This is a genomic window from Steroidobacter denitrificans (assembly GCF_001579945.1).
Classification (GTDB): domain Bacteria; phylum Pseudomonadota; class Gammaproteobacteria; order Steroidobacterales; family Steroidobacteraceae; genus Steroidobacter; species Steroidobacter denitrificans.
Genome location: NZ_CP011971.1, coordinates 1,709,179 through 1,730,057, shown reverse-complemented (window position 1 = coordinate 1,730,057; position 20,879 = coordinate 1,709,179). Strand labels below are relative to the sequence as shown.

Here is a 20,879-nt window from a genome sequence, read left to right as displayed (position 1 = left end):
TATACATTATGCGCAATTGATAAGGTGGCTGTGAAAGCGCTTCTCCGGCAGGCTGTCAGAATCCCGTAACTGCCTGCTGATCGTCTGAAAACCCGCCGCCATGGACAATGCAGCCTTGGACATGGAGCCGTTGCGAGGCTTCGCCAATTACGGCGCGCGGCGTCTGGCGCATCTCACGCATAGCACTGAGCGGGCGGCAAGAGGCTGGATCAAGACGGGTCTGGCACCACGGCTGGTCATACGTTGGCTGGAACTCACGCTGAGAGGTCAACTCCAGTTCATCAGGTCCGACTGGGATGGCTGGGAGTTGCGCAAGGACGGGCGCCTTCATAGCCCCGATGGATCGGCATTCACTATCGGTGAACTTACCGCCTATGGGCTCAATATGCAGTTGTTACGGGAGCTTCAGCGTCGCCGGGATGGCGTGAATCGCATGGACGGGCTTTGACAAGGATGAGCGCAATTCCCCATTTCCATTATTCATGTGCTCTGCTATTCAATATATCTACGCAGCGATATTTCCCGACAGGAGGACACCATGAACGATCATGTCTACAAGACGATCGAGATCACCGGCTCTTCACGCAAGAGTGCTGACGATGCCATTCGCATCGCTATCGAAAAAGCGTCCGATAGCGTCAGCAACATGCGCTGGTTCAAGGTCATCGAAACCCGCGGTAATATCGACGACGGCAAAATTGCATACTGGCAGGTCACCTTGCATATCGGATTCACGGTCCAATAACACTTTCAAAAAATGGCGTCCGCATCGCGATCAGAGCGGGCGGTCAACTCTAAGTTTATTTCTATAAATTCATTGCTATATATTGTTTATATTCACTAATTTTTCCACAATAAGCCGGTTTTTAGCGGTTCCTTCAACCCAAATTGAGTGTGTCTCCAGTTCGGGGGTACCTTCCCGCCCTCCTCGATCAGCGATCCGACATGTAGCCCGGTCCCGGTTTATTTGGGCGGTGGTGATCCTTTCGATCTAATCCACATCTACCACCGCGGCGAGCTGCTCCTTGGTGTAGACCCGGAATGCGATCAGGGTTTCGGTGCCGATGACACCTTCCAGCTTGCGGATCTGATGGCTGATGACCTCGGCCAGATCTTCATTTTCGCGCACCCGTACCAGGGCGACCAGGTCGTATCGGCCCGCGACCGAGAATACTTCGGTGACCCCCGGCAATCGGGCCAACTGCTGGGCAAGTTCATTGACGAGGCCGGTTTCGGCCTTGATCAGGACGACGGCGCTGACTCCGCTCATGAGGTTCTCCGGCAGGTGGGGCCAGGGATTTCAGCCCAGGCGAAAATCAGGAAAAATCCGACAGGCGCACGGCCTGCGATGAAAGGCATGTCGGCGCTACGATCGGCGTGAGCCCCACAGCTCCATGATCGCCCACGATTTCATGATCGCATAGAAGTACAGTCCCGCCCATGGTTCCTGCCGGCCGTGCCTTCGGGATTCACGGCCGGCAAGAACCATGGGCGGGACTGGCACCTCAGGACGGTCTTGAACAAGCAAGACCCGCGATCTGCGATACCGCACGGGCCTGAACCCGCGATGGCAGACGCGTGATGCGCAGCGTGGCAACCTTGCCGCGTCATGCCGAAGCGCTGTGTTCCGAAGATTAATTGTTGATAAAACCCTTCCAGAGCATCTTGCCTTTCGAATAAGCTGGAGTATATTCCAGCTATAGATGCCTGAGTGGCCGTAAGAAAAGCCACAGGGTATTAAAGTACTTTCTAAGCTTTCCCGCCGCTGTGCGCTGCCGATCGATCTGGCCGTCTCTCGCGCGACAGCGGCGTGCGGATCCGCCTCTGGGGCACTTGATGGGAGTGAATTGGATGAGCACCGCCTGGGAGCATATTTTCGCGGCCACGATCATTCTTGCGTCGGCCGGCCCGATCAAGCATCGACTGGTGGAAGCCTACCGCAACCACCTGGCTGATCTGGATCACGAGGAGTTGCCGAAAGAAATCCGCGATGAATTCTCGCACCTGTCGAGCTGCATGTGCAGTGTGCCCCCCTTGCGTGGCGAAACTGCGGTGCAGGCCACGGTGCGCAAAATGTCGGACAGGGAAGCCGGCGGAATCGCGGTACGCATCGTCGGCATGCTCGACACATTGTCTCGTCAGCAGACGATGCAGCGCCCCAAACTGCGGGCTGTCGGCGAAGGCTGAACCGGCTTTCGTCGCGGTGTGATCGTTTCGCTTAGTCCAGCTTGAATTCGATGACGTCCCAGCGCGCCGTATCTTCGTGGCGAGCCTGGCGCCGGATCGCATCGGCGATTTCGCGCTCGTTCCATTCGATGACTTCGTCCGCCAGCGCTTCCAGCTGCACCGGCAGCTTCTGCTTCACGCCGAAGGTCTCCAGTACGATGACCCGTTTATTGAAACCCTTGGCGCAGTTGAGCTGAAAGTCGATCCAGTCACGATAGCGCTCGTACTGCCCCGAGGGAATGATGATGCACTCCGCCAGATTTATCTGTTTGCGCAGTTCCTCCTTCTGCGCCTCGCGGTCGGCTCCGGCTTTGCTCTCCGGATCGCTGCAATTGCGATAATAGAAGTTGTGAGAACTTTCCAGGTATTCGAACACACGATGATAGTCGTCCGATGCCTCGAACGCGTGGCTCACGAATACACGTACCGGATCCTGCTGGGAAATGCTGCCCACTTGACGCCCCCCGCAGCGCTCGTCGCGCAGCGTTTGCTTTCGTTCACTAAGCCCGCATTCTAATCCAGGAATCCGCCTCGGGAAGGGGCGACCGTCCGCAAGCCAGCGTGGAGCGCAGCTGTAAGGTAAAATGCGCCCATCACGATTTAGCCGATATCGCCTGCGCCAGCCGCCACGATGCGTTTTGTCTTGTACAACATCCGCTATGCCACGGGTACTGGCCCTACCTTTCATCTTCCCGTGCCAGGTGCGGGCTATCTGCGCAGCAATTCGCGGGTACTCGAACGCATCACCGCATACCTGAAGTCCCTGGATCCGGACCTGGTCGGGCTCATCGAAATCGACACCGGCTCGATCCGTTCCGGTCTGGTGAATCAGGCCCAGCAGATCGCCGATTCGCTGGGGCACTATTCAACCTATCAGTGCAAGTATGGCACGAGCTCGCTCAACCAGCGGGTGCCGATCGTGCGCAAACAGGGCAACGCCTTCCTGGCTGCGCCGCGGGTGGAAGGCGAGCGTTTTCATTATTTCGAGACCGGTATCAAGCGCCTGATCATCGAACTCGAACTCGAGGAAGTCGCTATCTTCCTGGTGCATCTGTCTTTGAAATTCCGCCACCGTCACGATCAGCTACGTCACCTGCATGAATTGGTGAAACGCTCGCGCAAGCCGGTGATCGTCGCCGGGGATTTCAACACGTTCTGGGGCGACCATGAAATCTTCCTGTTCATGGAAGCCTCCGGCCTCAAGAACGCCAATCGGCTGGGATTGCCCTCCTACCCCAGCCGCAATCCTCGCAAGGAGCTGGACTTCGTACTGTATTCGAACGACATTGCGATTTCCCGCTTCGATGTGCCGGATGTGCGACACTCGGATCACCGGCCGCTGATCTGCGACTTTGATATCCGCAGCGCAGCCTTCTGAAGAGTTGACCGTTCCGATCATTCGGCCTCCAGGAACTTGCCCCGAACACGACCCGTCCCCGAATCGTTCTTCCTGAGAGACCCTTCATGGAGCCTACGATGACCGATACGGCACACCGTCCTGCACACTGGCGGCTGCAGACGGATACGGAAGGGCTGGCCTGGCTGTCGCTGGACAAGGTGGGTGCTTCGACCAACAGCCTGTCGCGCGACGTCATGGAGCAACTCGGCGAGCAGCTGGCACACATCGAGGCGAACCTGCCGAAAGCTCTGATCCTGACCTCTGCCAAGCAGGGCTTCATCGCCGGCGCCGACATCAAGGAATTCCTCGACATCGACACTCCGGAACAGGCCTATGCCCTGATTCGCGCCGGCCAGCGGGTTCTGGATCGGCTCGCCGCCCTGAAATGCGTCACCGTGGCGGCCATCAACGGCCATGCGCTCGGAGGCGGGCTGGAAATGGCACTGGCATGCCGCTATCGCGTCCTGGCGGACGAAGTATCCGCAACCTTGGGTTTTCCCGAAGTGCAGTTGGGGGTGCATCCGGGGTTCGGGGGTACTGTCCGGGCGGTGCAGCTCACCGGCCCGATCGCGGCACTGGACCTTATGCTGACAGGACGCATGGTTCGGCCGAAACAAGCGTTACAGCTGGGATTGGTAGACCGTCTTTCCCCGCCCCGGGAATTGGCTGCTCAGGCACGCGTACTTGCGACCCATCCGCCGCCCAGGCGGCGGGTTTCCCTCAAGAATCGCCTGCTCAATAGTGCAGCGCTGCGGCCGATCGTCGCCGGACAGCTGCGTTCGCGGGTGGCCCGCCAGGTACGTCCCGCGCACTACCCGGCACCCTACGCCCTGGTCGATCTGTGGCAGCGCCATGGCGGACGCGGCGAACGTGCCTATGAGGCGGAAGCGCACTCCATGGCACGGCTGTTGTGTTCGCCCACTTCCCGAAATCTGGTGCGGGTATTCTTTCTGCAGGATCGGCTCAAATCCCTGGGTAGAACGGATGCCAACCAAGCCGGCAAGGAACCCGTCCAGCACGTGCACGTGATAGGTGCCGGCGTGATGGGCGGAGATATCGCCAGTTGGTGCGCACTGCGAGGTCTGACGGTCACCCTGCAGGATCGCGCTGTGGAATACGTGAAGCCCGCGCTGGAACGTGCACAGCGATTGTTCGAGAAGCGATATCAGGATGAGGCCCGGCGTGCAGCAGCCTCGGCGCGTCTGCGTATGGATGTCGAGGGGCAAGGCGTCGCACATGCGGACGTGGTGATCGAGGCGATCTTCGAAAATCTGGAGGCCAAGCAATCGCTGTATGCGGAGGTGGAACCGCGCCTGAAATCGAGTGCGCTACTGGCCACCAACACCTCCAGCATCGTGCTGGAACGGTTGGCAGACAAACTGGCGGCGCCCCGGAGGCTCATCGGACTGCATTTTTTCAACCCGGTGGCACATATGCCGCTGGTGGAAGTCATCCATACACGCGATACCGACGCCGGCGTGCTGCGAGCCGGGCTTGCCTTCGCGCGCCGTCTCGACAAGCTGCCCCTACCCTGCCGTAGTTCTCCCGGTTTCCTGGTGAACCGCGTCCTGATGCCTTATTTGGGCGAAGCTCTGCGTGCGGCCGAGGAAGGTATTGCGCTCATCCATATCGACCGGGCTGCGGAGGCATTCGGCATGCCCATGGGGCCCATCGAACTGGCTGACATGGTCGGCCTGGACGTGATCGCCGGGGTCAGCCAGGTGTTTCTGGCTCCGGACATCCAGTTACCGACCCTTTTGACCACGAGACAGGCCTTGGGGAAACTTGGCAAAAAAACCGGTGAAGGCTTCTATGTCTGGCGTGACGGCAAACCGGTGAAGCCCTCCGCCGGTGCCGCTGCGGCTCCTGAGGATCTGCAGGACCGCCTGCTGCTGCCGCTGATCAACGAAGCCGTGGCCGTGCTGCGCGAGCAGGTGGTGGAGGATGAGGATCTGGTGGACGCGGGCGTCATTTTCGGCGCCGGTTTCGCACCGTTCCTGGGCGGCCCTCTGCGCTATGCCCGTCAGAGGGGCGTGACGGAGATCCTGGCCTGCCTCGAGAAACTGCGTGAGTCGCATGGGGAACGTTTCGCGGCGGATGCGGGTTGGTCGGCGCTGCGCTGATCGAGCCGGTGATTGCGCTTGCCGGCGTGCGCGCACCCGTTTCGAAGCGTGCGGACGCACCAGGGTATGCAACCCGCGGTATGCGGCGCCCCGCGGAGCTCCGGCGGCGCCTATGAGATCCGGCGAAAATAGCCTGTGCTAACATTCGCCTCTCGAAAAACCGTCCGCTCACGCCGCTGCTGAGCGCTCCGCTTGTGATCATTCTGGGCCTTGCATCCTGAGATCCGGGCCGGGAATGCGCGATCTGCGGCCGCTCTTGGTTGGAGACACATGGAGAGCAAGCCGCTCGAACTTGGCCTGCTGCGGTCATTTTCACCACTCGATGGGCTGAAGTCCGAGAACCTGCAGTCGCTGGCGCGCAGAACTTCGCTGCAGGAACTGGGCGCCGGACGCCTTCTGTTCAAACAGGGCGAAGCCGACAAGTACACCTACTACCTGATCAGCGGCGTACTCGAATTGCTGCAGGACGGCCGTACCATCATGATCATACGCGGCGGTTCCCCGGAAGCGCGCAACCCCATCGCCGCTGCCAGCCCGCGCCGCTGCAGCGCGCGCGTAGTGTCCGACCGTATCGAATATATCGGCATCGACGGCAACATGCTCGATATGATGCTGACCTGGGATCAGACCGGTTCCTATGAAGTCAACGAACTGCATGGCGTGGACGATCCCGGTCCGGCAAGCGACGACTGGATGACCACCCTGCTGCAAACCAAGGCATTCCACAAGGTCCCGCCGGCGAACATCCAGGCGATCTTCATGCGCATGCAGCGCGTGGATCTGCGTACGGGCGAGACGGTCATCAAGCAAGGCGATGAAGGCGATTATTTCTATGTGATCGTCAAGGGCACCTGCTCTGTCACGCGGGAGACCCCGCTCAACAAGGCAGGCATCAAGTTGGCGGATCTCGGCATGGGCGACACCTTCGGCGAGGAAGCCCTCATTTCCGATGCGCGGCGCAATGCCAGCGTAGTCATGACCAGCGACGGCACCTTGATGCGCCTGTCCAAGGAGGACTTTCGCACCTTGTTGAACGAGCCCATGCTTGAGTGGGTGGATCTGCAGCAGGCCGAGGACATCGTTGCCCGGGGCGGGCAATGGCTGGACGTGCGTCTGCCCAGCGAGTTCGAGAACTATCACATGCCAGGGGCGGTGAATCTGCCCTTGTACTTTATTCGTCTGAAGCTCAAGTCATTGGACCGCAACACCCACTATGTCGTGTGTTGCGACACCAGCAGACGTAGTTCGGCCGGTGCCTACATTCTTTCCGAACGCGGTTTTCGCGCCTCTGTGCTGCGTCACGGGCTGGCGGCGACGGACAGAAGCATCTCGCCTGGTCTGAACGAGAAGGCTCTCCAGGACACATCGCCCTCTGATGCATCGAGCTGAGTGCTCCGTATGATTTGGCTGACTGGCGGGCGGTATCGAGTCCGGGAATCGGTGGCCGGCTTGGCCGGACGCTACATGGTATGGGTGGGCTTGTCTCCACCTAGAGCACCGGCAAGATAGCTTTCGATCTTGCGCTGGGTGTTGCCTCGATCCTGCTCACTGAACTGCACGCCGATACCGACGGTGCGCCTGCCCTGCGTCCCCCTGGGCGTCATCCAGATCACCCGGCCGGCCACGGGCAGTTTTTCGTCCTCGCCCATTAGATTGAGCAGCATGAAGACTTCATCGCCCAGGCGATAGTTGCTGTTGGTGGGAATGAACAGACCGCCGTTCTTCACGAACGGCATGTACGCAAGGTACAAGGCGCTCTTGTCCTTGATGGTGAGGGTCAGCAGACCGGGTTTGCTGCTGGGCTGACGCATGGTCACGCTCGCCGTTCCGCGCTCGGGAAGAGGGGTGGTTTGGAAGTGGGGGAAAGACAGGAATGGACCACGTTGCACTGACTCGGACAGATTGCGGATTTCTGGTTCTCAGGCGTACCGTATCTATTTCTGGCGCTCTCGTCGCAGACTACTGCCGTAGCTCACCGGCGCTGAGCGACATATGCGGCTCTCAGGACATCCAAGAGCCCGATCAGCCAGGATTCGACGGCCAATTCGCGCTGCAGCGCCGTGCGCGACAACTGCGCGCGCAGCGTTCGCAAACGATCCACTAGAGCGTAAACGCTGCTTATGTTCAACGTCTGCGGCAAGCTTGGCAAGTGCACACGTCTCCCAGGGAACGTGAACCGGTCTGCATTTCCCGCAAGCGACCCGCGCGCCACCGAGATCAACCATAGATCCAGCCAGATCAGGCGTTCCGGCAGCGCCTCCTTGGCCCATTCGGCGGCAATACGGCTGATATCGGTGTGCCCGCCGAGCAGTTCCTCCAGGTCTTTTTGCATCTGTAAATCCAATGCCTCGAACCGCTCCGCATACTCCAGCGCTCGCAATGGACCGCCGCCCGAGAACTCCAGTAGCGCGGCATCGGCGGTCTGCCCTGTCTGCGCCTCCAGCCATGCAAGGGCCTCCGGATTGGAGGGCCGTGAAATCGTGATCTTCTGACATCGGCTGCGCACGGTCGGCAACAATGACGAGGCTCGCGAAGTCAGCAGGATCAGCAGGCTGCCGGAAGACGGTTCCTCCAGGGTCTTGAGGATGCTGTTGGCGGCGCCGCTCGTCATCTGGTGAGCGGGTTCGAGCACGGCCACCTTGTAGCCTTGCCGGTAGCTGGTCTTGGCCAGGCGATCGATCGCCGCGCGCACCTGCTCGACGGAAATCTGCTGCTTGCCCTCCTCCGGCGCCACCCATGCCAGATCGGGATGCGATCCCGCGTGGATCAGCAGGCAACTGGCGCAGTGTCCGCAGCCCTGCAGGCTGCCTTCCGGATCGTCTGGTGAGCCCGCGATGGGGGGGGGGAGGGATTCGCCGAACGCACCAGGTGCCCGTCCATGCTCCCGAGACGTATCGCACAGTACGGCGCACGCCAGCCAGGCGGCAAAGCCACGTTTACCCACGCCCTCGGCGCCCTGTACCAGCAAGGCATGCGGCAGGCGTCCGGCGCGCCAGGCTAATTGCAGTTGCTCGCTGGCCTGCATCTGCCAGGGCAGCAGACGGGGCGCCGGGATCGTGGATCCTGCACCTGTTTGCGTGCCGTCTGCGTGCTTCGCGGTCCTGGCCGGCGTCTTTGCCGTCGGTCTGGCCACGATCAGCGGCTCCCAGGTTGCCGCGAACCACGCTGCGGACTGCCGGTGGATTCCGAAGGACTGTCCTGAAACCCCGCCGCACCGGTCTTCGCCGGGTTGGGCGGCGTCGATGAGGATTGCGGCGAGGCGGGGGCCAATAGCCGGGCAATGAGGCCGGCCTCGATCTGGCGCGTCACAGCCTCGCGTGCGAGGCTGGCATCCACTACCAGGAAGCGATCGGGCTCGTCCTGGGCACGCTGAAGGTAGCAGCGGCGAACCCGTTCGAAAAACGCTTGCTGTTCCCGCTCGAAACGATCGCTGCCGCCTTGCGCCTCATTGCGAGCGCGCGCTCGCGCGGCACCGAGTTCCACGGGCGCGTCGAGCAGTATGGTGAGATGCGGCCGTACATCTCCCTGTATGAAGGACTCGAGGGCGGCGATTTGCCCCGGATCGACACCGCGGCCGCCCCCCTGATAAGCATAGGTGGCATCGGTATAGCGGTCACAGACCACCCAGGCGCCTCGGGCCAGCGCGGGCCGGATCAGGTTTTCGAGATGCGTGGCCCGTGCAGCGAACAGCAGCAACAACTCACAACTCGCCGGCATGGATTCTTCCGAGGTTTCCAGCAACAGTTCGCGGATGCGTTCGGCACGATGCGTCCCGCCGGGTTCGCGGGTCGTCACCACCTCGAAGCCGTGCGCGGCGATCAGATCGCGCAGCGTGGCGATCTGGGTGGACTTGCCGACACCCTCCCCGCCTTCGAGCGTGATGAACCTTCCGTGCGTCGTTGATGCAGTCTTCATCGCTGGCGCAGCCTGCGCAAATAGCGCCTGACCGCCTCGTTGTGTTCGGCAAGTGTCGCCGAGAAATAATGACTGCCGTCACCTTCGCCCGTAGCGACGAAAAACAGCGCATTTGATATCTCCGGCTGCACTGCCGCATGCAACGACTGCAAACTCGGCATGGCGATCGGCGTCGGCGGCAGACCGGCTCGTGTATAGGTATTGTAGGGCGTATCGCGCGTCAGATCGGCCCGCCGCAGGTTGCCGTCGTAGGCCTCCAGCATGCCATAGATCACGGTGGGATCAGTCTGCAGGCGCATGCCACGGCGCAGGCGCTCCAGGAACACGCCGGCAATTCGGCCACGTTCGCTGTCCAGCGCGGTTTCCTTCTCGATGATCGATGCCAGGATCAATGCCTCGTAGGCACCGGCCAGCGGCAGGTCCGGCGCGCGCGCGCGCCATGCCGCCTCGAGTTCCTGCTGCAGTCGCCGGTGCGCCATCGCCAGGATATCCAGGTCGCGGGTGCCGCGTGCGAAATGATACGTATCCGGAAAAAACTGTCCTTCAGGATGCAGTTCGGGAACACCCAGAGCCTGCATGATCCGTTCATCCGGAAGATGCGCATATTCTGTGTCGATCGACGGATTCGCAAGCAAGACCTTGCGGATATCGCCGAACGTGGAACCCTCCACGAAAGTGACCGCATGCAGCACGACCTGTCCCGAATGGAGCAGTTCCAGCAGTTCCGCAGGCGTCAATCCGGGCTGCAGTAAATACTCTCCCGCCTTGATTCCCTGCGCGTCGCCCGCCAAGCGCGCCCAGGCAACCCAGATATACGGTTGATCGAGCAGCCCCTGTGCATGCAAAGATGCCGCGACTGCCCGCAGGCTCGAACCCTTGGTCACTTCGATCGTCGTCGCCTGCTGCAATCCGGCGATCGGCGAGCGCAACCATTGATAGCTCCATGCACTCAGGAATGCGGCGGCGATCAGAGCCAGCAGCAGCAGCGCGCCCAGAGTGCGCAACAGCAGGCGCATCAGCATTCCAACACCTTCTTGAGTCTGCACGCCACGGTCGTTTCACTCCAGCGCAGATTTCCCAGCGCCTGTACCGGCCGAATGCCGCGTACGGCATTGGTCACGAATACCTCGCTGGCCTGTTCCAGATCATGCGGCCATAGCGGCTCCTCGACCACTGCGATCCCCAGGCCGGCTGCGGCGCGGATCACCTGTGCTCGCATGACACCCTGTACGCCACAGAAACGCAGATCCGGTGTCGCCAGCATCCCATCGCGCAACAGAAATATGTTGCTCGCAGTGCCGCTCACCAATTCACCCTCGGTATCCAGCATCAAGCCTTCAGCAATACGATCATCGCGCCACTCCGCTTGCGCCAGCACCTGCTCCAGGCGATTGAGATGCTTGATCCCCGCCAGACGTGCATTGCGGCTCAGCCGGGTTTCACACCAGCGTAAACGGATTGGGCGTGCCGGCGCGCGGGGCAGCGCCGGATACATCGCTACGAAGCGCGTGGGTTCGCCGGCATGCGCATCCGGACGATAGCCGCGTGTGCCGGCACCGCGGGAAACGATGATTTTGAGTATGCCCATGGCGCAGCCGGTGCTGAGCCGTGCGATATCCGCCTGCAATACGGCGCGACGCGGAGCTTGGATGTTCAAGCTCTTGCAGCCATGCGCCAGGCGCGACAAATGATCATCCAGGAAGCGGACCCTTTCATCGCGGACCAGCGCAGTTTCGAACACCCCGTCCCCGTAGTGAAAACCGCGTTCAGATGCATGCAATGCCCGCGCCTCCTCCAGCGGCGGCTGCCCATCGATCAGGATCGCTGCGCTCATGTACCGCTCTTCCTCGGCAGGTCCGGTGCTTCTGCAAGCGCACGCAATACGCCGTGCGCCTTGGCGCGAGTCTCTTCCAGTTCACGCATGGGAATCGAATCGGCAACGATACCCGCGCCGGCCCGCAGCGATACGGTATCGCCGTACAGCTGCAAAGAGCGAATGAGTATATTCAGGTCCATGCTGCCATCCAGATTCAAGTAACCCAGCGATCCGGTATAGGCGCCGCGTGCCTGCTGCTCCAATTCACCAATGATCTCCATGCAGCGCACCTTGGGGCAACCTGTAATCGTACCGCCCGGAAACACCGCTGCCAGCACTTCCCCCGGCGATACGTCTTCCCGCAGACGGCCGCGGACATTGGACACGATGTGGTGCACGTGAGTATAGGATTCGATGCTCATGTACTCGTCCACCCGCACGGTCCCGGGCTGACAGATGCGTCCCAGGTCGTTGCGCTCCAGGTCGATCAACATGATATGTTCGGCGCGTTCCTTGGGATGTTCCCGCAGTTCGCGCAGCAGCGCTGTATCCGCCGCCGGATTCGGCCCGCGAGGCCGAGTGCCGGCAATCGGCCGGGTCGATACCTGCCCGGCCCGCACTTCCACCAGCCGCTCCGGCGAGGAGCTGATCACCGCCATTTCATCGATCATCGCAATCGCATTGAAGGGTCCGGGATTCGTCCGGCGCAGACGCTGATATACGTGGTGAGCTTCGGTGCCCGCGCGCAGCCGCGCGCGCCAGCAGCGCGACAGATTCGCCTGATAGATCTCTCCCGCGGCGATATATGCCAGTGCGCGCTCCACCATGCGCAAATAATGCTCGGGCGGATCCTCCTCGATGTCCTCGTCGAGCAGCGCGCGCGGCGGCGCCGGCAGCGGCGTGACGCAGGCGAGATCCCGGCGAATCCGGGATACGCATCCGGCCGCGCTTTGCTCCGCTACGATCCAGGTTCTGTGCGTGGCGTGCTCATGGATGATCGCGGCCGGGACGCGGATGGCCTGGGCGACAGGCCCCGCGGCGGCACGCGGATATGATCCCGGCTCGATCTGGCCGGCCAGTTCATAGCCCAGATAAAGTAGCCAGCCGCCGGTGAACGGCAGCGACGATGGCGATGGATCCGCCGCGGACATGCCTGGCGCATGAGCTCCGGGCTGCACGGCGGGCCGGTTGCTGCGCCACCACCGGTCCAGCGCCGGCAGAAAGGTACCGAACGCAGGCGCCTGGAGTGTGTTTATTGTCCGATCAACGGTAAGCGTATGGCCGCCGCCGCCGCTCCATGCCAACCGTCCGTCCTGTGACAGGTTGAGGCGTCCGCTCGGACAGGCAAACAGGATGTCGTAGCGGCCCAGCGGTTCGCCCGGCGCTGCGCTTTCAAGCAAGGCCGGGTAACGGTGCGGCCAGAGTGCATGCAAAGCCAGCAGCTCGGCGGCATCCGGCATCACCGCCTCGATGATGGGAGCAGCCACGACGCTCAGGCCAGGCGGCAGCGTACGAGGTCAGTCGATCGCGCGGAACACCAGACTGCCGTTCGTCCCGCCGAAACCGAAGGAATTCGATAATGCCGCCCGAACCGGCATGGGCCGTGCGGTTTGCGGTACATAGTCTAAATCACAGTCCTCGCTGGGATTGTCCAGATTGATGGTCGGCGGAACCACCTGATCGCGGATGGCCAGAATCGAAAAGATCGCTTCCACCGCGCCGGCGGCGCCTAGCAGATGGCCCGTCATGGATTTCGTGGAACTGACCGCCAGGTCCGCGGAGTGCGCGCCGAAGCAGCGCTTCATGGCGATGGTTTCGGCCAGATCACCCAGTTCCGTCGAAGTCGCATGTGCGTTCACATACTGGATGTCCTGGGGATTCAGCTGCGCGTCCTTGATCGCATTCGCCATCGCCAGGCGCGCACCTTCGCCGTTTTCCGGCGGCGCAGTGATGTGATGCGCATCCCCGCTCATGCCGAAGCCGATGATCTCCGCATAGATTCTCGCGCCGCGCGCCTTGGCATGTTCATAGGATTCGAGCAATACCGCTCCGGCACCATCCGATAGTACGAAGCCGTCACGATCGCGATCCCAGGGACGGCTGGCGCGCTGCGGATCCTCGTTGCGCATGGATAAAGCGCGTGCCTGACAGAAGCTGCCCAGGCCCAGCGGCGTCGTCGCCATTTCTCCGGCGCCGGCGATCATCACGTCCGCATCGCCGTACTGGATCAGCCGCATGGCCAGGCCGATCGCATGTGTGGAGGTCGTGCAGGCCGTCACGGTAGCGAGATTCGGCCCGGTGAGCTTGTAATTGATCGAGATGTGACCGGAGATCATGTTGATGATGCTGCTCGGCACGAAAAACGGAGATATTTTCTTCGGGCTGCGGGTCTCGATATATTTTTCGTAGCTATGTTCGATGGTATCCAGACCGCCGATGCCTGCGCCCATGGCAACACCGATGCGTGCCGCATTTTCCGGTGTCACCTCGATTCCGGAGTCACTGATGGCATCCGCGGCTGCCGCATAACCGTAATACATGAACGGATCCATTTTGCGCAGCTCTTTCGGCGGCAGATATTTCTCGGGCTCGAAACCGGTCACTGCGCCGTGGAAACGCACCGGGAATGCACTGGCATCGAAGCGGGTGATGGGCACGATGCCGCTCTTGCCTTCGAGTACGTTCGCCCATGCCGTATCGATCGTGCTGCCGACAGGTGAGATGATGCCAAGACCGGTGATGACGACGCGTCGCTTTGACAAGCGAATACCTCGGATAGCTGCGAGAACGGCGGACGAGAAGTCAGCCCGCCTTCCCTGGCCGGTGACAATGTCGGGTGGAAAAAGCGCGCGGCCCGGTAGGCCTCGAAACAGCTTCGGGGATACCCCCGAAGCCGCCCGATTTCGCCCTTATGACCCTGAACTTCAGTCCCCGACAACCTGGATATGAACCCAGAGCCGCTCGGGAACCTCCAGGCGCTCAGGCCTGGTTACGACGCTCGGTGATGTAATCGATCGCCTGCTGAACGGTGGTGATCTTTTCCGCATCCTCGTCGGGGATCTCGGTCTCGAACTCCTCCTCCAACGCCATGACCAGCTCGACGGTGTCGAGCGAGTCCGCGCCGAGGTCATCGACGAAGGAAGCATCGTTGGTGACTTCTTCCTCCTTCACCCCCAACTGCTCGGCGACGATGGCTTTAACTTGCTGTTCGATACTGCTCATTGGTATACAAGTCCTCTGTGAGGCTGCTGAACCCTTCGCAAAGACCGACCCTCGTACTCGTTGGGCGGACCGCACGGCGGGCGTATTCTAAGTTAACAATGTGTTACGGCCAACATATATGCGAAGTTGGCTCGCTCACACCGGCTCGAATCAAATCATGTACATGCCGCCGTTGACGTGCAGGGTTTCGCCGGTGATATATCCGGCCTGCGGCGAAACGAGAAATGCGACGGCATGTGCGATATCCGCGGGAGCACCCAGGCGGCCCAGCGCGATCTGGCCGGTCAACTGCGCCTGCTGTTCGGGCGGCAGGCTTGCCGTCATGTCGGTGGCGATGAAGCCCGGGGCAACCACGTTGACCGTGATCCCGCGTGAACCGACTTCGCGCGCCAGGGATTTCGAAAAACCGATGATGCCTGCCTTGGCGGCGGCGTAATTGGTCTGTCCGGCATTGCCCATGACGCCGACCACGGAGGCAATACTGACGATGCGGCCGCGACGCGCCTTCATCATGCCGCGCAGGACACCCTTGGAGAGACGAAAAACAGATGCCAGATTCGTATTGATGAGCTCATCCCAATCCTCGTCCTTCATGCGCAACAACAAGTTGTCGCGCGTGATGCCGGCATTGTTGACCAGGATGGTGGGGGCGCCTTCCGCGCCTTCGATCTGCTTGAGCAGGGTATCGACCGACTGCGACTGTGTGACATTCAACACCAATCCGCGGCCTCGCGCACCCATCGCCGAGAGCCATTGGGTGATGGCCTGCGCGCCGGCTTCGCTGGTGGCGGTACCGATTACAACCGCACCGCGGCGCGCCAGTTCGGCGGCAATCTCACGGCCGATGCCGCGTGAAGCGCCGGTGACCAGCGCGATGTCTTGAGCCAGGACCGCCTCGCTCATGCATTGCTCCTGCACATTTCCAGCGCCTGCTGCAGCGATTCCGGATCCTCGATTGCCAGCATGGCGATTTCCTTGTTCTTGTCGATGCGCCGGTTCAATCCGGTCAGTACCTTGCCCGGCCCGCATTCCACGATGGTCCGCGCGCCGGCGGCAAGTATCGCCTGGATCGTCTGGGTCCAGCGCACCGGCTTGACCACCTGCTCCACCAGCGACTGCCGGATACTGTTGGCGTCGCCGTGGCGACGCACGTCGACAGTATAGAGGTCCCGCACCTCGGATGCCGCAAAGTCCGTGTCACGCAGCCGTTCGGCAAGCTGTTGCGCCGCCGGCTCCATCAGCGCGGTATGCACCGGTACGCTGACCGGCAGCTTGATGGCCCGCTTCGCGCCCCGTGCCTTGAGCGCCTCGATGGCACGCTCCACGGCCGCCTTCGCTCCGGCAATCACCACCTGTCCGGGTGCATTGAAATTCGCCGCCTGGACCACTTCGCCTTGCGCCGCCTCGGCACAGGCCGCCTCCACCTGCGCATCGTCCAGCCCCAGGATCGCGGCGATCGCGCCCTGCCCGGCCGGAACGGCTTGCTGCATGGCCCAGCCGCGAAATTGCACCAGCGCCACGGCAGTACGGAAATCCAGGGCACCTGAGCACACCAGCGCCGTGTATTCGCCCAGACTGTGTCCAGCCATGGCCTCAGGGAGAGCACCGCCATGCCTGCGCCAGGCCCGCCAAGTCGCGACGCCTGCGGCCAGCATGGCCGGCTGGGTGCGCTCGGTACTGGCCAGCAGTTCCGCCGGCCCCTGTTGGCACAGGGCCCACAGATCGTAGCCCAGCACCTCGGAGGCTTCGGCAAAGGTTTCCTGCACCAGCGGCTCCACCGCTGCCAGGCTGGCCAGCATGCCGATGGATTGCGAACCCTGTCCAGGGAATACGAAAGCAAGCGTCATTCTGTTCTCATCAGGCTCTGAGCTGTCCGGCCGGCTGCATGGCACAGGGCGCGCGATTATAACGATCGCGACTGGCACCACCAGTCTTGCGTGCGCAGTCGTAAAAGTGTTGCGCCCAGTCCACCGCCGATCGCGCCATACAAATGCGCCTCCACGACCACCGGCAGGTCTCCGGACAAGGGAAGTCCTCCGCCAAGCTGCTCCCAGAACAGCTTGGAGAGCAGGATCAAGGTCAATGCCAGTGCCGATGCCCTGGAGTCCTGGCGCCACCAGGCCAGTGCGCCGGCTGCCAATCCACCATGCAGGATCCCGGAAAAACCCAGATACCAGTGCAACTGTGGCTCCAAAAAGACAAAGCCGAGATCTATGACTGCCATGCTTGCCAGCATGATCAGACCCCATTCGCGCGCGCTGTATGCGCGGGGGAACAGCATGGCCAGCAGCCCCAGGCCCGTCAGGTTGAGCGCCAGATGGCGCCCATCGCCATGAATCAGATGGGCCGTCAGCAGACGCCAGTAGTCGCCGGTCAGAACGGCGGCGCGTTCGTAGCGCAGCGCCGCTCGCCCTGCCTCGCCACACCAAGCCGGTAGAACCAGAATGACGAACAACAGTCCAAGCAGCCAGGCCGACTGCCGGGGGCGGCTTGCGCCTGGCGGAATACCGGCAGGAGCAGTGAAGCGCCGCTGGGAAGATGGGGCGATACCTTCATTCATCATGCATGGGGCTTTGTTATGATCCGGCGCGCCCATGAACCTGCCCGGGCCCGATCTGCGCAGGCCAATGGATGCCACCCCTTCGCTGCAGCCTTCGTCCGAGTCGCGGCGCGGGAGCGCGGGGCTCGCCATCTCGATCCCAGGAATGCTGACATGATTCGTGCGCACACTGCCTTTCCGATCCGCTCGGGCACCGGTCGCCCAGGCGTCCGTTCTGCAGGTTTTACCTTGATCGAAATCATGGTCGTCGTGGTCATCCTGGGAATCCTCGCAGCGCTGGTCGCGCCGAACGTGATGCGGCGCATCGACGATGCGCAGATCGCGAAAGTGAAGCAGGATCTCCAAGCCTTCGAGACTGCCCTGAATCTATACCGCATGGACAACTTCAAGTATCCCACCACGGAGCAGGGTTTGCAGGCGTTGGTGACTCAGCCCAACGATCCGACGGTGCGCAACTGGAAACAGGGCGGCTATCTCAGCGGAGGCCTGCGCCAGGACCCCTGGGGAAACGACTATATCTATGCAAATCCCGGTAGCCGCGGCGGTGAATATGATCTTTACACCCTCGGCGCCGATGCTCAGGAAGGCGGCGAAGGAATCAATGCCGATCGGGGTAATTGGGCGACGCAATAAGGGGCAAGGAGCGTGCGGCAGTGAGGATGACCCGGTGATACGCCCGGTGAACCGGCTGCGGCTGCCGGGCGCCACGGCGCCGCGTTTTTCCCGCGGCTTCACCTTGCTGGAGATTCTGGTCGTCGTGGTCATCATCGGTGTGATCGTGGCAGCCGCGACCCTGGCGGTCGGGGTGCTGGGGCGCGATCGTCAGGCCGAGGACGAAACCCGGCGTTTCTGGGCAGTGCTGCAGCAAATACGTGAGGAAGCCGAACTGCAGGGCGTGGATCTCGGCTTGTTCGTCTCGGCCACCGGATATGAATTCCTGCGCCACGAGCCGCGCGAGTCGGACTGGATCCCCATCACGGACGATCGCTTGTATGCGCCCCGCGGTCTGCCGGAAGGTCTGCGCTTCCGGCTATGGGTGGATGCGCGCGAGATCGTGCTGAAGCCCGCACCCGTCGATCGCGGCCGGAAGGACGAACATCAGCGATGGCCGCCCCAGATCCTGGTGCTGTCCAGCGGCGAAGTCATGCCGTTCGAACTGCGCCTGGAGCGCGATGCCGCCGAAGCCCTGTGGCGCTTCGTGGCACAGGCCGACAACGATCTGCGGATCGAGCGCCGGGAATCCCAGCGCGACTGGATTCCGGTCGCCCACACCCGCCCCACCCCAACCCGCCCCGGCGAGTCCCGGTCTGCCGAGGATCAGAGAGTGGTATCCGATGCGCGCCGCTAAGCCGTATCATGATGCGGTACGAAGCGGCGGACCGAACACCCTCTGGCACCGTACTCCCCGCCTTTCCCGCACTATCCGCCGAGCCGCGTCCGCACCGGCGGGAAACCGCCAGCGCGCCTTCACTCTCATCGAGGTCCTGGCTGCACTGATCATCGTTTCCCTGGGCATGCTGGGCGTCATCCAGGCCGTCGGCCAGACCGCCGGCAATGGCAGCTATCTGCGCGACAAGACGATTGCCCATTGGGTGGCCTTGAATCGGTTGACGGAAGTCCGGCTGCAGCGTACCGCGCCGAAGATCGACAAGACCTCCGGTGAGGTGGAGATGGCCGGGCGGCGCTGGCGCTGGACCATGGAAGTCACCCAGACGCCGGTGGACAGCGTCCGGCGGATCGATGTCGGCGTACGGCTCGCCGAGGCCGGCGAGACGGTGCGCATGACGTCCGTCATCGGCTTCTACGGAACGGCGATCGCGCCATCGGGAACGACGCTGGTCTCCTGGCGGGACGCACTGGCCCTCGATGCGGATGAAGCCGAGGAGCCGGCGCCCGGGCAGGTACCGTCGCCGCAGACCGGAGATCCCGTGGAGCCGCCCATGGACCCGGCGCAGGACGGACAATGATGCGCCGGTGCCCGAGCGGTTTTACCTTGCTGGAGGTGCTCGTTGCCGTCGCGATCTTCACGGTCGTGGGCACGCTGGCGCTGAGCGGCTACAACGAACTGGTCAAGCAAAGCGGGATCGCCGAGGCCGGCGCCGCACGCACGCGCGCGGTGCAGCGCGCCGTGCAGCGCCTGAGTCTGGATTTTTCCATGCTCGAACCCCGTCCGGTGCGTGAGCCTCTGGGCGAGGCCATCGAACCAGCCTTGCGTGCCGAGGGCGGTGGGACACGTATCGCGGATTTCACCCGCGCCGGCTGGAGCAACCCTGCCGGTATACCGCGCTCCACCCTGCAACGGGTGGCCTATCAGCTCGAAGACGAGACGCTGCGCCGCGAATATTGGGTGGTGCTGGATCGTACCTTGGCGATCGAGCCGGTCGGCGTCGTACTCCTGGATCAGGTGAAGGAACTCAAGCTGCGCTTTCTGGACGCCAATCGCAACTGGCATGCCCAATGGCCGCCGGCGGGCTATTCCGCATCCGATGCGCCGCGCCTGCGGCCGATCGCCGTGGAGATCACCCTGGAGCTTGCGGACTGGGGCCGGATCATCCGGCTGATCGAGGTGCCGGGATGAGGCGCAGCCGACAGCGCGGGGTCGCACTCATCACCGCCGTGCTGATCGTGGCGCTGGCGACCATCCTGGCCGTAAGCGTCGGCTTCAAGGGATACCTGGACCAGCGGCGCACGGCGACCGCCTTTGCTCTGGATCAGGGTTTACAGATCGCACTCGGCGGGGAGGCCTGGGCAGCCGACGTACTCAAGCGCGACGGGCAGCGAAGCAAAACCGATGACTTCACCGAGGAATGGGCGACACCGATTCCGCCCATTCCGATCGAGGATGGTGAATTCCAGGGACAGTTGGAGGATATGCAAGGACGCTTCAATCTCAATAATCTGGTGACACTGCAGGATGGCACGCTGCGGGTCGACACGGCAGCGCTGGAGCGTTTCAGCCGTTTGCTGGAGCTGCTGGATCTCGAGGAAAAATGGGCGGCAATCATCGCCGATTGGATCGACTCCGACATCGAGGAGGGCTTTCCTGCCGGCGCGGAGGATTCGGCCTATACCGGACTGACGCCGCCCTATCGCACGGCTAACATGCCCATCACACGGGTGAGCGAACTGCTGGCCATCGCCGGGTTCGGGCCGGAGCGCTATCGGCGGCTGGAGCCGTTCGTAACGGCGCTGCCCGTCGGCACTCGAATCAACCTATGCACGGCCTCACCCGAGGTATTGGATGCATTGATCGACGGACAGACGGAGTATACCCTCGCACGCGAGAACACTGCGGAAATGCGCAAGCAGCGCTGCTTCCCGGACAGACGGGACTTTCAGCAGCGCCTCAGCGGCCTGAACGCGCGACAGAAGGAAACCCTGGAAGCCTCGATCGACGAGAAAAGCGCCTGGTTTCGCGCCACCCTCTGGGTCACTATTGGAACTACCCGGTACACGCTGTACAGTCTGTTGTACCGCAACGAAGGCACGAATCTGGTGCGCCCCATACTCAGAAGCGCCGGTACACCCTGACCTGACCCGATACCCCGATCCGACATTCAGGTACCCCCCCCCCCCCAGCCAGGCATCGCGGATGGACGCTCCAGGACAGAGAATCCG

The 20,879-nt window shown here is 62.2% G+C and carries 23 protein-coding genes and 1 pseudogene; 11 read left to right on the top strand and 13 right to left on the bottom strand.

Annotation, left to right across the window (positions count from 1 at the left end; genetic code table 11):
- Nucleotides 1-100 precede the first annotated feature (100 nt).
- Both ACG33_RS07820 and ACG33_RS07815 read left to right on the top strand, forming a co-directional pair.
- Complete coding sequence (locus ACG33_RS07820; RefSeq protein ID WP_066920156.1) at nucleotides 101-448, top strand: DUF3653 domain-containing protein; 348 nt, start codon at nucleotides 101-103, stop codon at nucleotides 446-448.
- A 90-nt stretch (nucleotides 449-538) separates the two neighbouring features.
- Nucleotides 539-745 (top strand): dodecin, encoded by a 207-nt coding sequence (locus tag ACG33_RS07815; protein WP_066920154.1) that lies wholly within the window; start codon nucleotides 539-541, stop codon nucleotides 743-745.
- 246 nt (nucleotides 746-991) lie between these two features.
- On the opposite strand, the gene ACG33_RS07810 is transcribed toward ACG33_RS07815, so the two are convergent.
- Nucleotides 992-1,270, bottom strand: a complete 279-nt coding sequence (locus ACG33_RS07810) for an Lrp/AsnC family transcriptional regulator (protein WP_066920144.1) — start codon at nucleotides 1,268-1,270, stop codon at nucleotides 992-994.
- A gap of 581 nt (nucleotides 1,271-1,851) precedes the next feature.
- Between ACG33_RS07810 and ACG33_RS07805 the strand changes: the two genes are divergently transcribed.
- Nucleotides 1,852-2,187, top strand: coding sequence for a hypothetical protein (locus ACG33_RS07805; RefSeq protein ID WP_066920143.1), 336 nt, complete (start codon nucleotides 1,852-1,854; stop codon nucleotides 2,185-2,187).
- 31 nt (nucleotides 2,188-2,218) lie between these two features.
- Here the strand turns inward: ACG33_RS07805 and ACG33_RS07800 are convergent, their stop codons facing one another.
- Entirely contained in the window at nucleotides 2,219-2,680 is a 462-nt protein-coding gene (locus ACG33_RS07800) for a TIR domain-containing protein (RefSeq protein WP_066920142.1), read from the bottom strand.
- A 177-nt stretch (nucleotides 2,681-2,857) separates the two neighbouring features.
- Here ACG33_RS07800 and ACG33_RS07795 point away from each other — a divergent pair, with 177 nt between their 5' ends.
- From ACG33_RS07795 to ACG33_RS07785, 3 genes are all read left to right on the top strand, one after another.
- Complete coding sequence (locus ACG33_RS07795) at nucleotides 2,858-3,604, top strand: endonuclease/exonuclease/phosphatase family protein (protein WP_066920140.1); 747 nt, start codon at nucleotides 2,858-2,860, stop codon at nucleotides 3,602-3,604.
- Between the two features lie 86 nt (nucleotides 3,605-3,690).
- Complete coding sequence (locus tag ACG33_RS07790; RefSeq protein WP_210399221.1) at nucleotides 3,691-5,748, top strand: 3-hydroxyacyl-CoA dehydrogenase NAD-binding domain-containing protein; 2,058 nt, start codon at nucleotides 3,691-3,693, stop codon at nucleotides 5,746-5,748.
- A gap of 270 nt (nucleotides 5,749-6,018) precedes the next feature.
- A complete protein-coding gene (locus tag ACG33_RS07785) occupies nucleotides 6,019-7,137 on the top strand; it encodes a cyclic nucleotide-binding domain-containing protein (protein ID WP_066920138.1) in 1,119 nt (372 codons plus the stop codon).
- 71 nt (nucleotides 7,138-7,208) lie between these two features.
- Here ACG33_RS07785 and ACG33_RS07780 read toward each other — a convergent pair whose 3' ends face one another.
- The 11 genes and pseudogenes from ACG33_RS07780 to rrtA form a co-directional block, all read right to left on the bottom strand.
- Nucleotides 7,209-7,559, bottom strand: a complete 351-nt coding sequence (locus ACG33_RS07780) for a PilZ domain-containing protein (protein WP_066920137.1) — start codon at nucleotides 7,557-7,559, stop codon at nucleotides 7,209-7,211.
- Nucleotides 7,560-7,720: 161 nt separating this feature from the next.
- Nucleotides 7,721-8,881, bottom strand: a complete 1,161-nt coding sequence (gene holB, locus ACG33_RS07775) for a DNA polymerase III subunit delta' (RefSeq protein ID WP_157071708.1) — start codon at nucleotides 8,879-8,881, stop codon at nucleotides 7,721-7,723.
- A 140-nt stretch (nucleotides 8,882-9,021) separates the two neighbouring features.
- Nucleotides 9,022-9,663, bottom strand: a pseudogene (tmk, locus tag ACG33_RS07770) (dTMP kinase); the annotation flags it as partial.
- Nucleotides 9,660-10,685 (bottom strand): endolytic transglycosylase MltG, encoded by a 1,026-nt coding sequence (gene mltG / locus ACG33_RS07765; RefSeq protein ID WP_210399220.1) that lies wholly within the window; start codon nucleotides 10,683-10,685, stop codon nucleotides 9,660-9,662. The gene mltG and the pseudogene tmk, both read right to left, overlap by 4 nt.
- Nucleotides 10,679-11,497 carry an aminodeoxychorismate lyase gene (pabC, locus tag ACG33_RS07760; RefSeq protein ID WP_066920129.1) on the bottom strand — a complete coding sequence of 273 codons (819 nt, stop codon included), beginning with the start codon at nucleotides 11,495-11,497 and terminating at the stop codon, nucleotides 10,679-10,681. The genes mltG and pabC overlap by 7 nt, the downstream gene beginning before the upstream one ends.
- Nucleotides 11,494-12,966, bottom strand: a complete 1,473-nt coding sequence (locus ACG33_RS07755) for an aminodeoxychorismate synthase component I (protein WP_237392708.1) — start codon at nucleotides 12,964-12,966, stop codon at nucleotides 11,494-11,496. The genes pabC and ACG33_RS07755 overlap by 4 nt, the downstream gene beginning before the upstream one ends.
- Nucleotides 12,967-12,996: 30 nt before the next feature.
- A complete protein-coding gene (fabF, locus tag ACG33_RS07750) occupies nucleotides 12,997-14,241 on the bottom strand; it encodes a beta-ketoacyl-ACP synthase II (RefSeq protein WP_066920127.1) in 1,245 nt (414 codons plus the stop codon).
- Between the two features lie 217 nt (nucleotides 14,242-14,458).
- Entirely contained in the window at nucleotides 14,459-14,701 is a 243-nt protein-coding gene (acpP, locus tag ACG33_RS07745) for an acyl carrier protein (RefSeq protein WP_066920125.1), read from the bottom strand.
- A 150-nt stretch (nucleotides 14,702-14,851) separates the two neighbouring features.
- Nucleotides 14,852-15,604, bottom strand: a complete 753-nt coding sequence (fabG, locus tag ACG33_RS07740; protein WP_066920120.1) for a 3-oxoacyl-ACP reductase FabG — start codon at nucleotides 15,602-15,604, stop codon at nucleotides 14,852-14,854.
- The gene (gene fabD / locus ACG33_RS07735) at nucleotides 15,601-16,548 is read right to left on the bottom strand and encodes an ACP S-malonyltransferase (RefSeq protein ID WP_066920118.1); all 948 of its coding nucleotides are present in this window, start codon (nucleotides 16,546-16,548) and stop codon (nucleotides 15,601-15,603) included. Before fabD ends, fabG begins: the two co-directional genes overlap by 4 nt.
- Nucleotides 16,549-16,604: 56 nt before the next feature.
- Complete coding sequence (gene rrtA, locus ACG33_RS07730) at nucleotides 16,605-17,264, bottom strand: rhombosortase (RefSeq protein WP_168160045.1); 660 nt, start codon at nucleotides 17,262-17,264, stop codon at nucleotides 16,605-16,607.
- Between the two features lie 150 nt (nucleotides 17,265-17,414).
- Here rrtA and gspG point away from each other — a divergent pair, with 150 nt between their 5' ends.
- The 5 genes from gspG to gspK are packed head-to-tail and all read left to right on the top strand — an operon-like array spanning nucleotide 17,415 to nucleotide 20,792.
- Nucleotides 17,415-17,894, top strand: a complete 480-nt coding sequence (gene gspG, locus ACG33_RS07725; protein ID WP_083536580.1) for a type II secretion system major pseudopilin GspG — start codon at nucleotides 17,415-17,417, stop codon at nucleotides 17,892-17,894.
- Nucleotides 17,895-17,928: 34 nt separating this feature from the next.
- Nucleotides 17,929-18,609: a type II secretion system minor pseudopilin GspH gene (gspH, locus tag ACG33_RS07720; protein ID WP_168160044.1), complete on the top strand. Its 681-nt coding sequence runs from the start codon at nucleotides 17,929-17,931 to the stop codon at nucleotides 18,607-18,609.
- A complete protein-coding gene (gspI, locus tag ACG33_RS07715) occupies nucleotides 18,596-19,228 on the top strand; it encodes a type II secretion system minor pseudopilin GspI (RefSeq protein WP_066920114.1) in 633 nt (210 codons plus the stop codon). The genes gspH and gspI overlap by 14 nt, the downstream gene beginning before the upstream one ends.
- Entirely contained in the window at nucleotides 19,225-19,839 is a 615-nt protein-coding gene (gspJ, locus tag ACG33_RS07710; protein WP_083536574.1) for a type II secretion system minor pseudopilin GspJ, read from the top strand. The genes gspI and gspJ overlap by 4 nt, the downstream gene beginning before the upstream one ends.
- Nucleotides 19,836-20,792 carry a type II secretion system minor pseudopilin GspK gene (gene gspK / locus ACG33_RS07705; RefSeq protein WP_066920108.1) on the top strand — a complete coding sequence of 319 codons (957 nt, stop codon included), beginning with the start codon at nucleotides 19,836-19,838 and terminating at the stop codon, nucleotides 20,790-20,792. The genes gspJ and gspK overlap by 4 nt, the downstream gene beginning before the upstream one ends.
- The last annotated feature ends 87 nt before the right edge of the window (nucleotides 20,793-20,879 follow it).

What these genes read in the sequence shown, in the direction of transcription:
- ACG33_RS07820 (WP_066920156.1), top strand. Translation starts at nt 101, where the DNA reads ATGGACAATGCAGCCTTGGACATGGAGCCGTTGCGAGGCTTCGCCAAT.
- ACG33_RS07815 (WP_066920154.1), top strand. Translation starts at nt 539, where the DNA reads ATGAACGATCATGTCTACAAGACGATCGAGATCACCGGCTCTTCACGC.
- ACG33_RS07810 (WP_066920144.1), bottom strand. Translation starts at nt 1,270, where the DNA reads ATGAGCGGAGTCAGCGCCGTCGTCCTGATCAAGGCCGAAACCGGCCTC.
- ACG33_RS07805 (WP_066920143.1), top strand. Translation starts at nt 1,852, where the DNA reads ATGAGCACCGCCTGGGAGCATATTTTCGCGGCCACGATCATTCTTGCG.
- ACG33_RS07795 (WP_066920140.1), top strand. Translation starts at nt 2,858, where the DNA reads ATGCGTTTTGTCTTGTACAACATCCGCTATGCCACGGGTACTGGCCCT.
- ACG33_RS07790 (WP_210399221.1), top strand. Translation starts at nt 3,691, where the DNA reads ATGGAGCCTACGATGACCGATACGGCACACCGTCCTGCACACTGGCGG.
- ACG33_RS07785 (WP_066920138.1), top strand. Translation starts at nt 6,019, where the DNA reads ATGGAGAGCAAGCCGCTCGAACTTGGCCTGCTGCGGTCATTTTCACCA.
- ACG33_RS07780 (WP_066920137.1), bottom strand. Translation starts at nt 7,559, where the DNA reads ATGCGTCAGCCCAGCAGCAAACCCGGTCTGCTGACCCTCACCATCAAG.
- mltG (WP_210399220.1), bottom strand. Translation starts at nt 10,685, where the DNA reads ATGCTGATGCGCCTGCTGTTGCGCACTCTGGGCGCGCTGCTGCTGCTG.
- pabC (WP_066920129.1), bottom strand. Translation starts at nt 11,497, where the DNA reads ATGAGCGCAGCGATCCTGATCGATGGGCAGCCGCCGCTGGAGGAGGCG.
- acpP (WP_066920125.1), bottom strand. Translation starts at nt 14,701, where the DNA reads ATGAGCAGTATCGAACAGCAAGTTAAAGCCATCGTCGCCGAGCAGTTG.
- fabG (WP_066920120.1), bottom strand. Translation starts at nt 15,604, where the DNA reads ATGAGCGAGGCGGTCCTGGCTCAAGACATCGCGCTGGTCACCGGCGCT.
- fabD (WP_066920118.1), bottom strand. Translation starts at nt 16,548, where the DNA reads ATGACGCTTGCTTTCGTATTCCCTGGACAGGGTTCGCAATCCATCGGC.
- rrtA (WP_168160045.1), bottom strand. Translation starts at nt 17,264, where the DNA reads ATGATGAATGAAGGTATCGCCCCATCTTCCCAGCGGCGCTTCACTGCT.
- gspG (WP_083536580.1), top strand. Translation starts at nt 17,415, where the DNA reads ATGATTCGTGCGCACACTGCCTTTCCGATCCGCTCGGGCACCGGTCGC.
- gspI (WP_066920114.1), top strand. Translation starts at nt 18,596, where the DNA reads ATGCGCGCCGCTAAGCCGTATCATGATGCGGTACGAAGCGGCGGACCG.
- gspJ (WP_083536574.1), top strand. Translation starts at nt 19,225, where the DNA reads ATGATGCGCCGGTGCCCGAGCGGTTTTACCTTGCTGGAGGTGCTCGTT.
- gspK (WP_066920108.1), top strand. Translation starts at nt 19,836, where the DNA reads ATGAGGCGCAGCCGACAGCGCGGGGTCGCACTCATCACCGCCGTGCTG.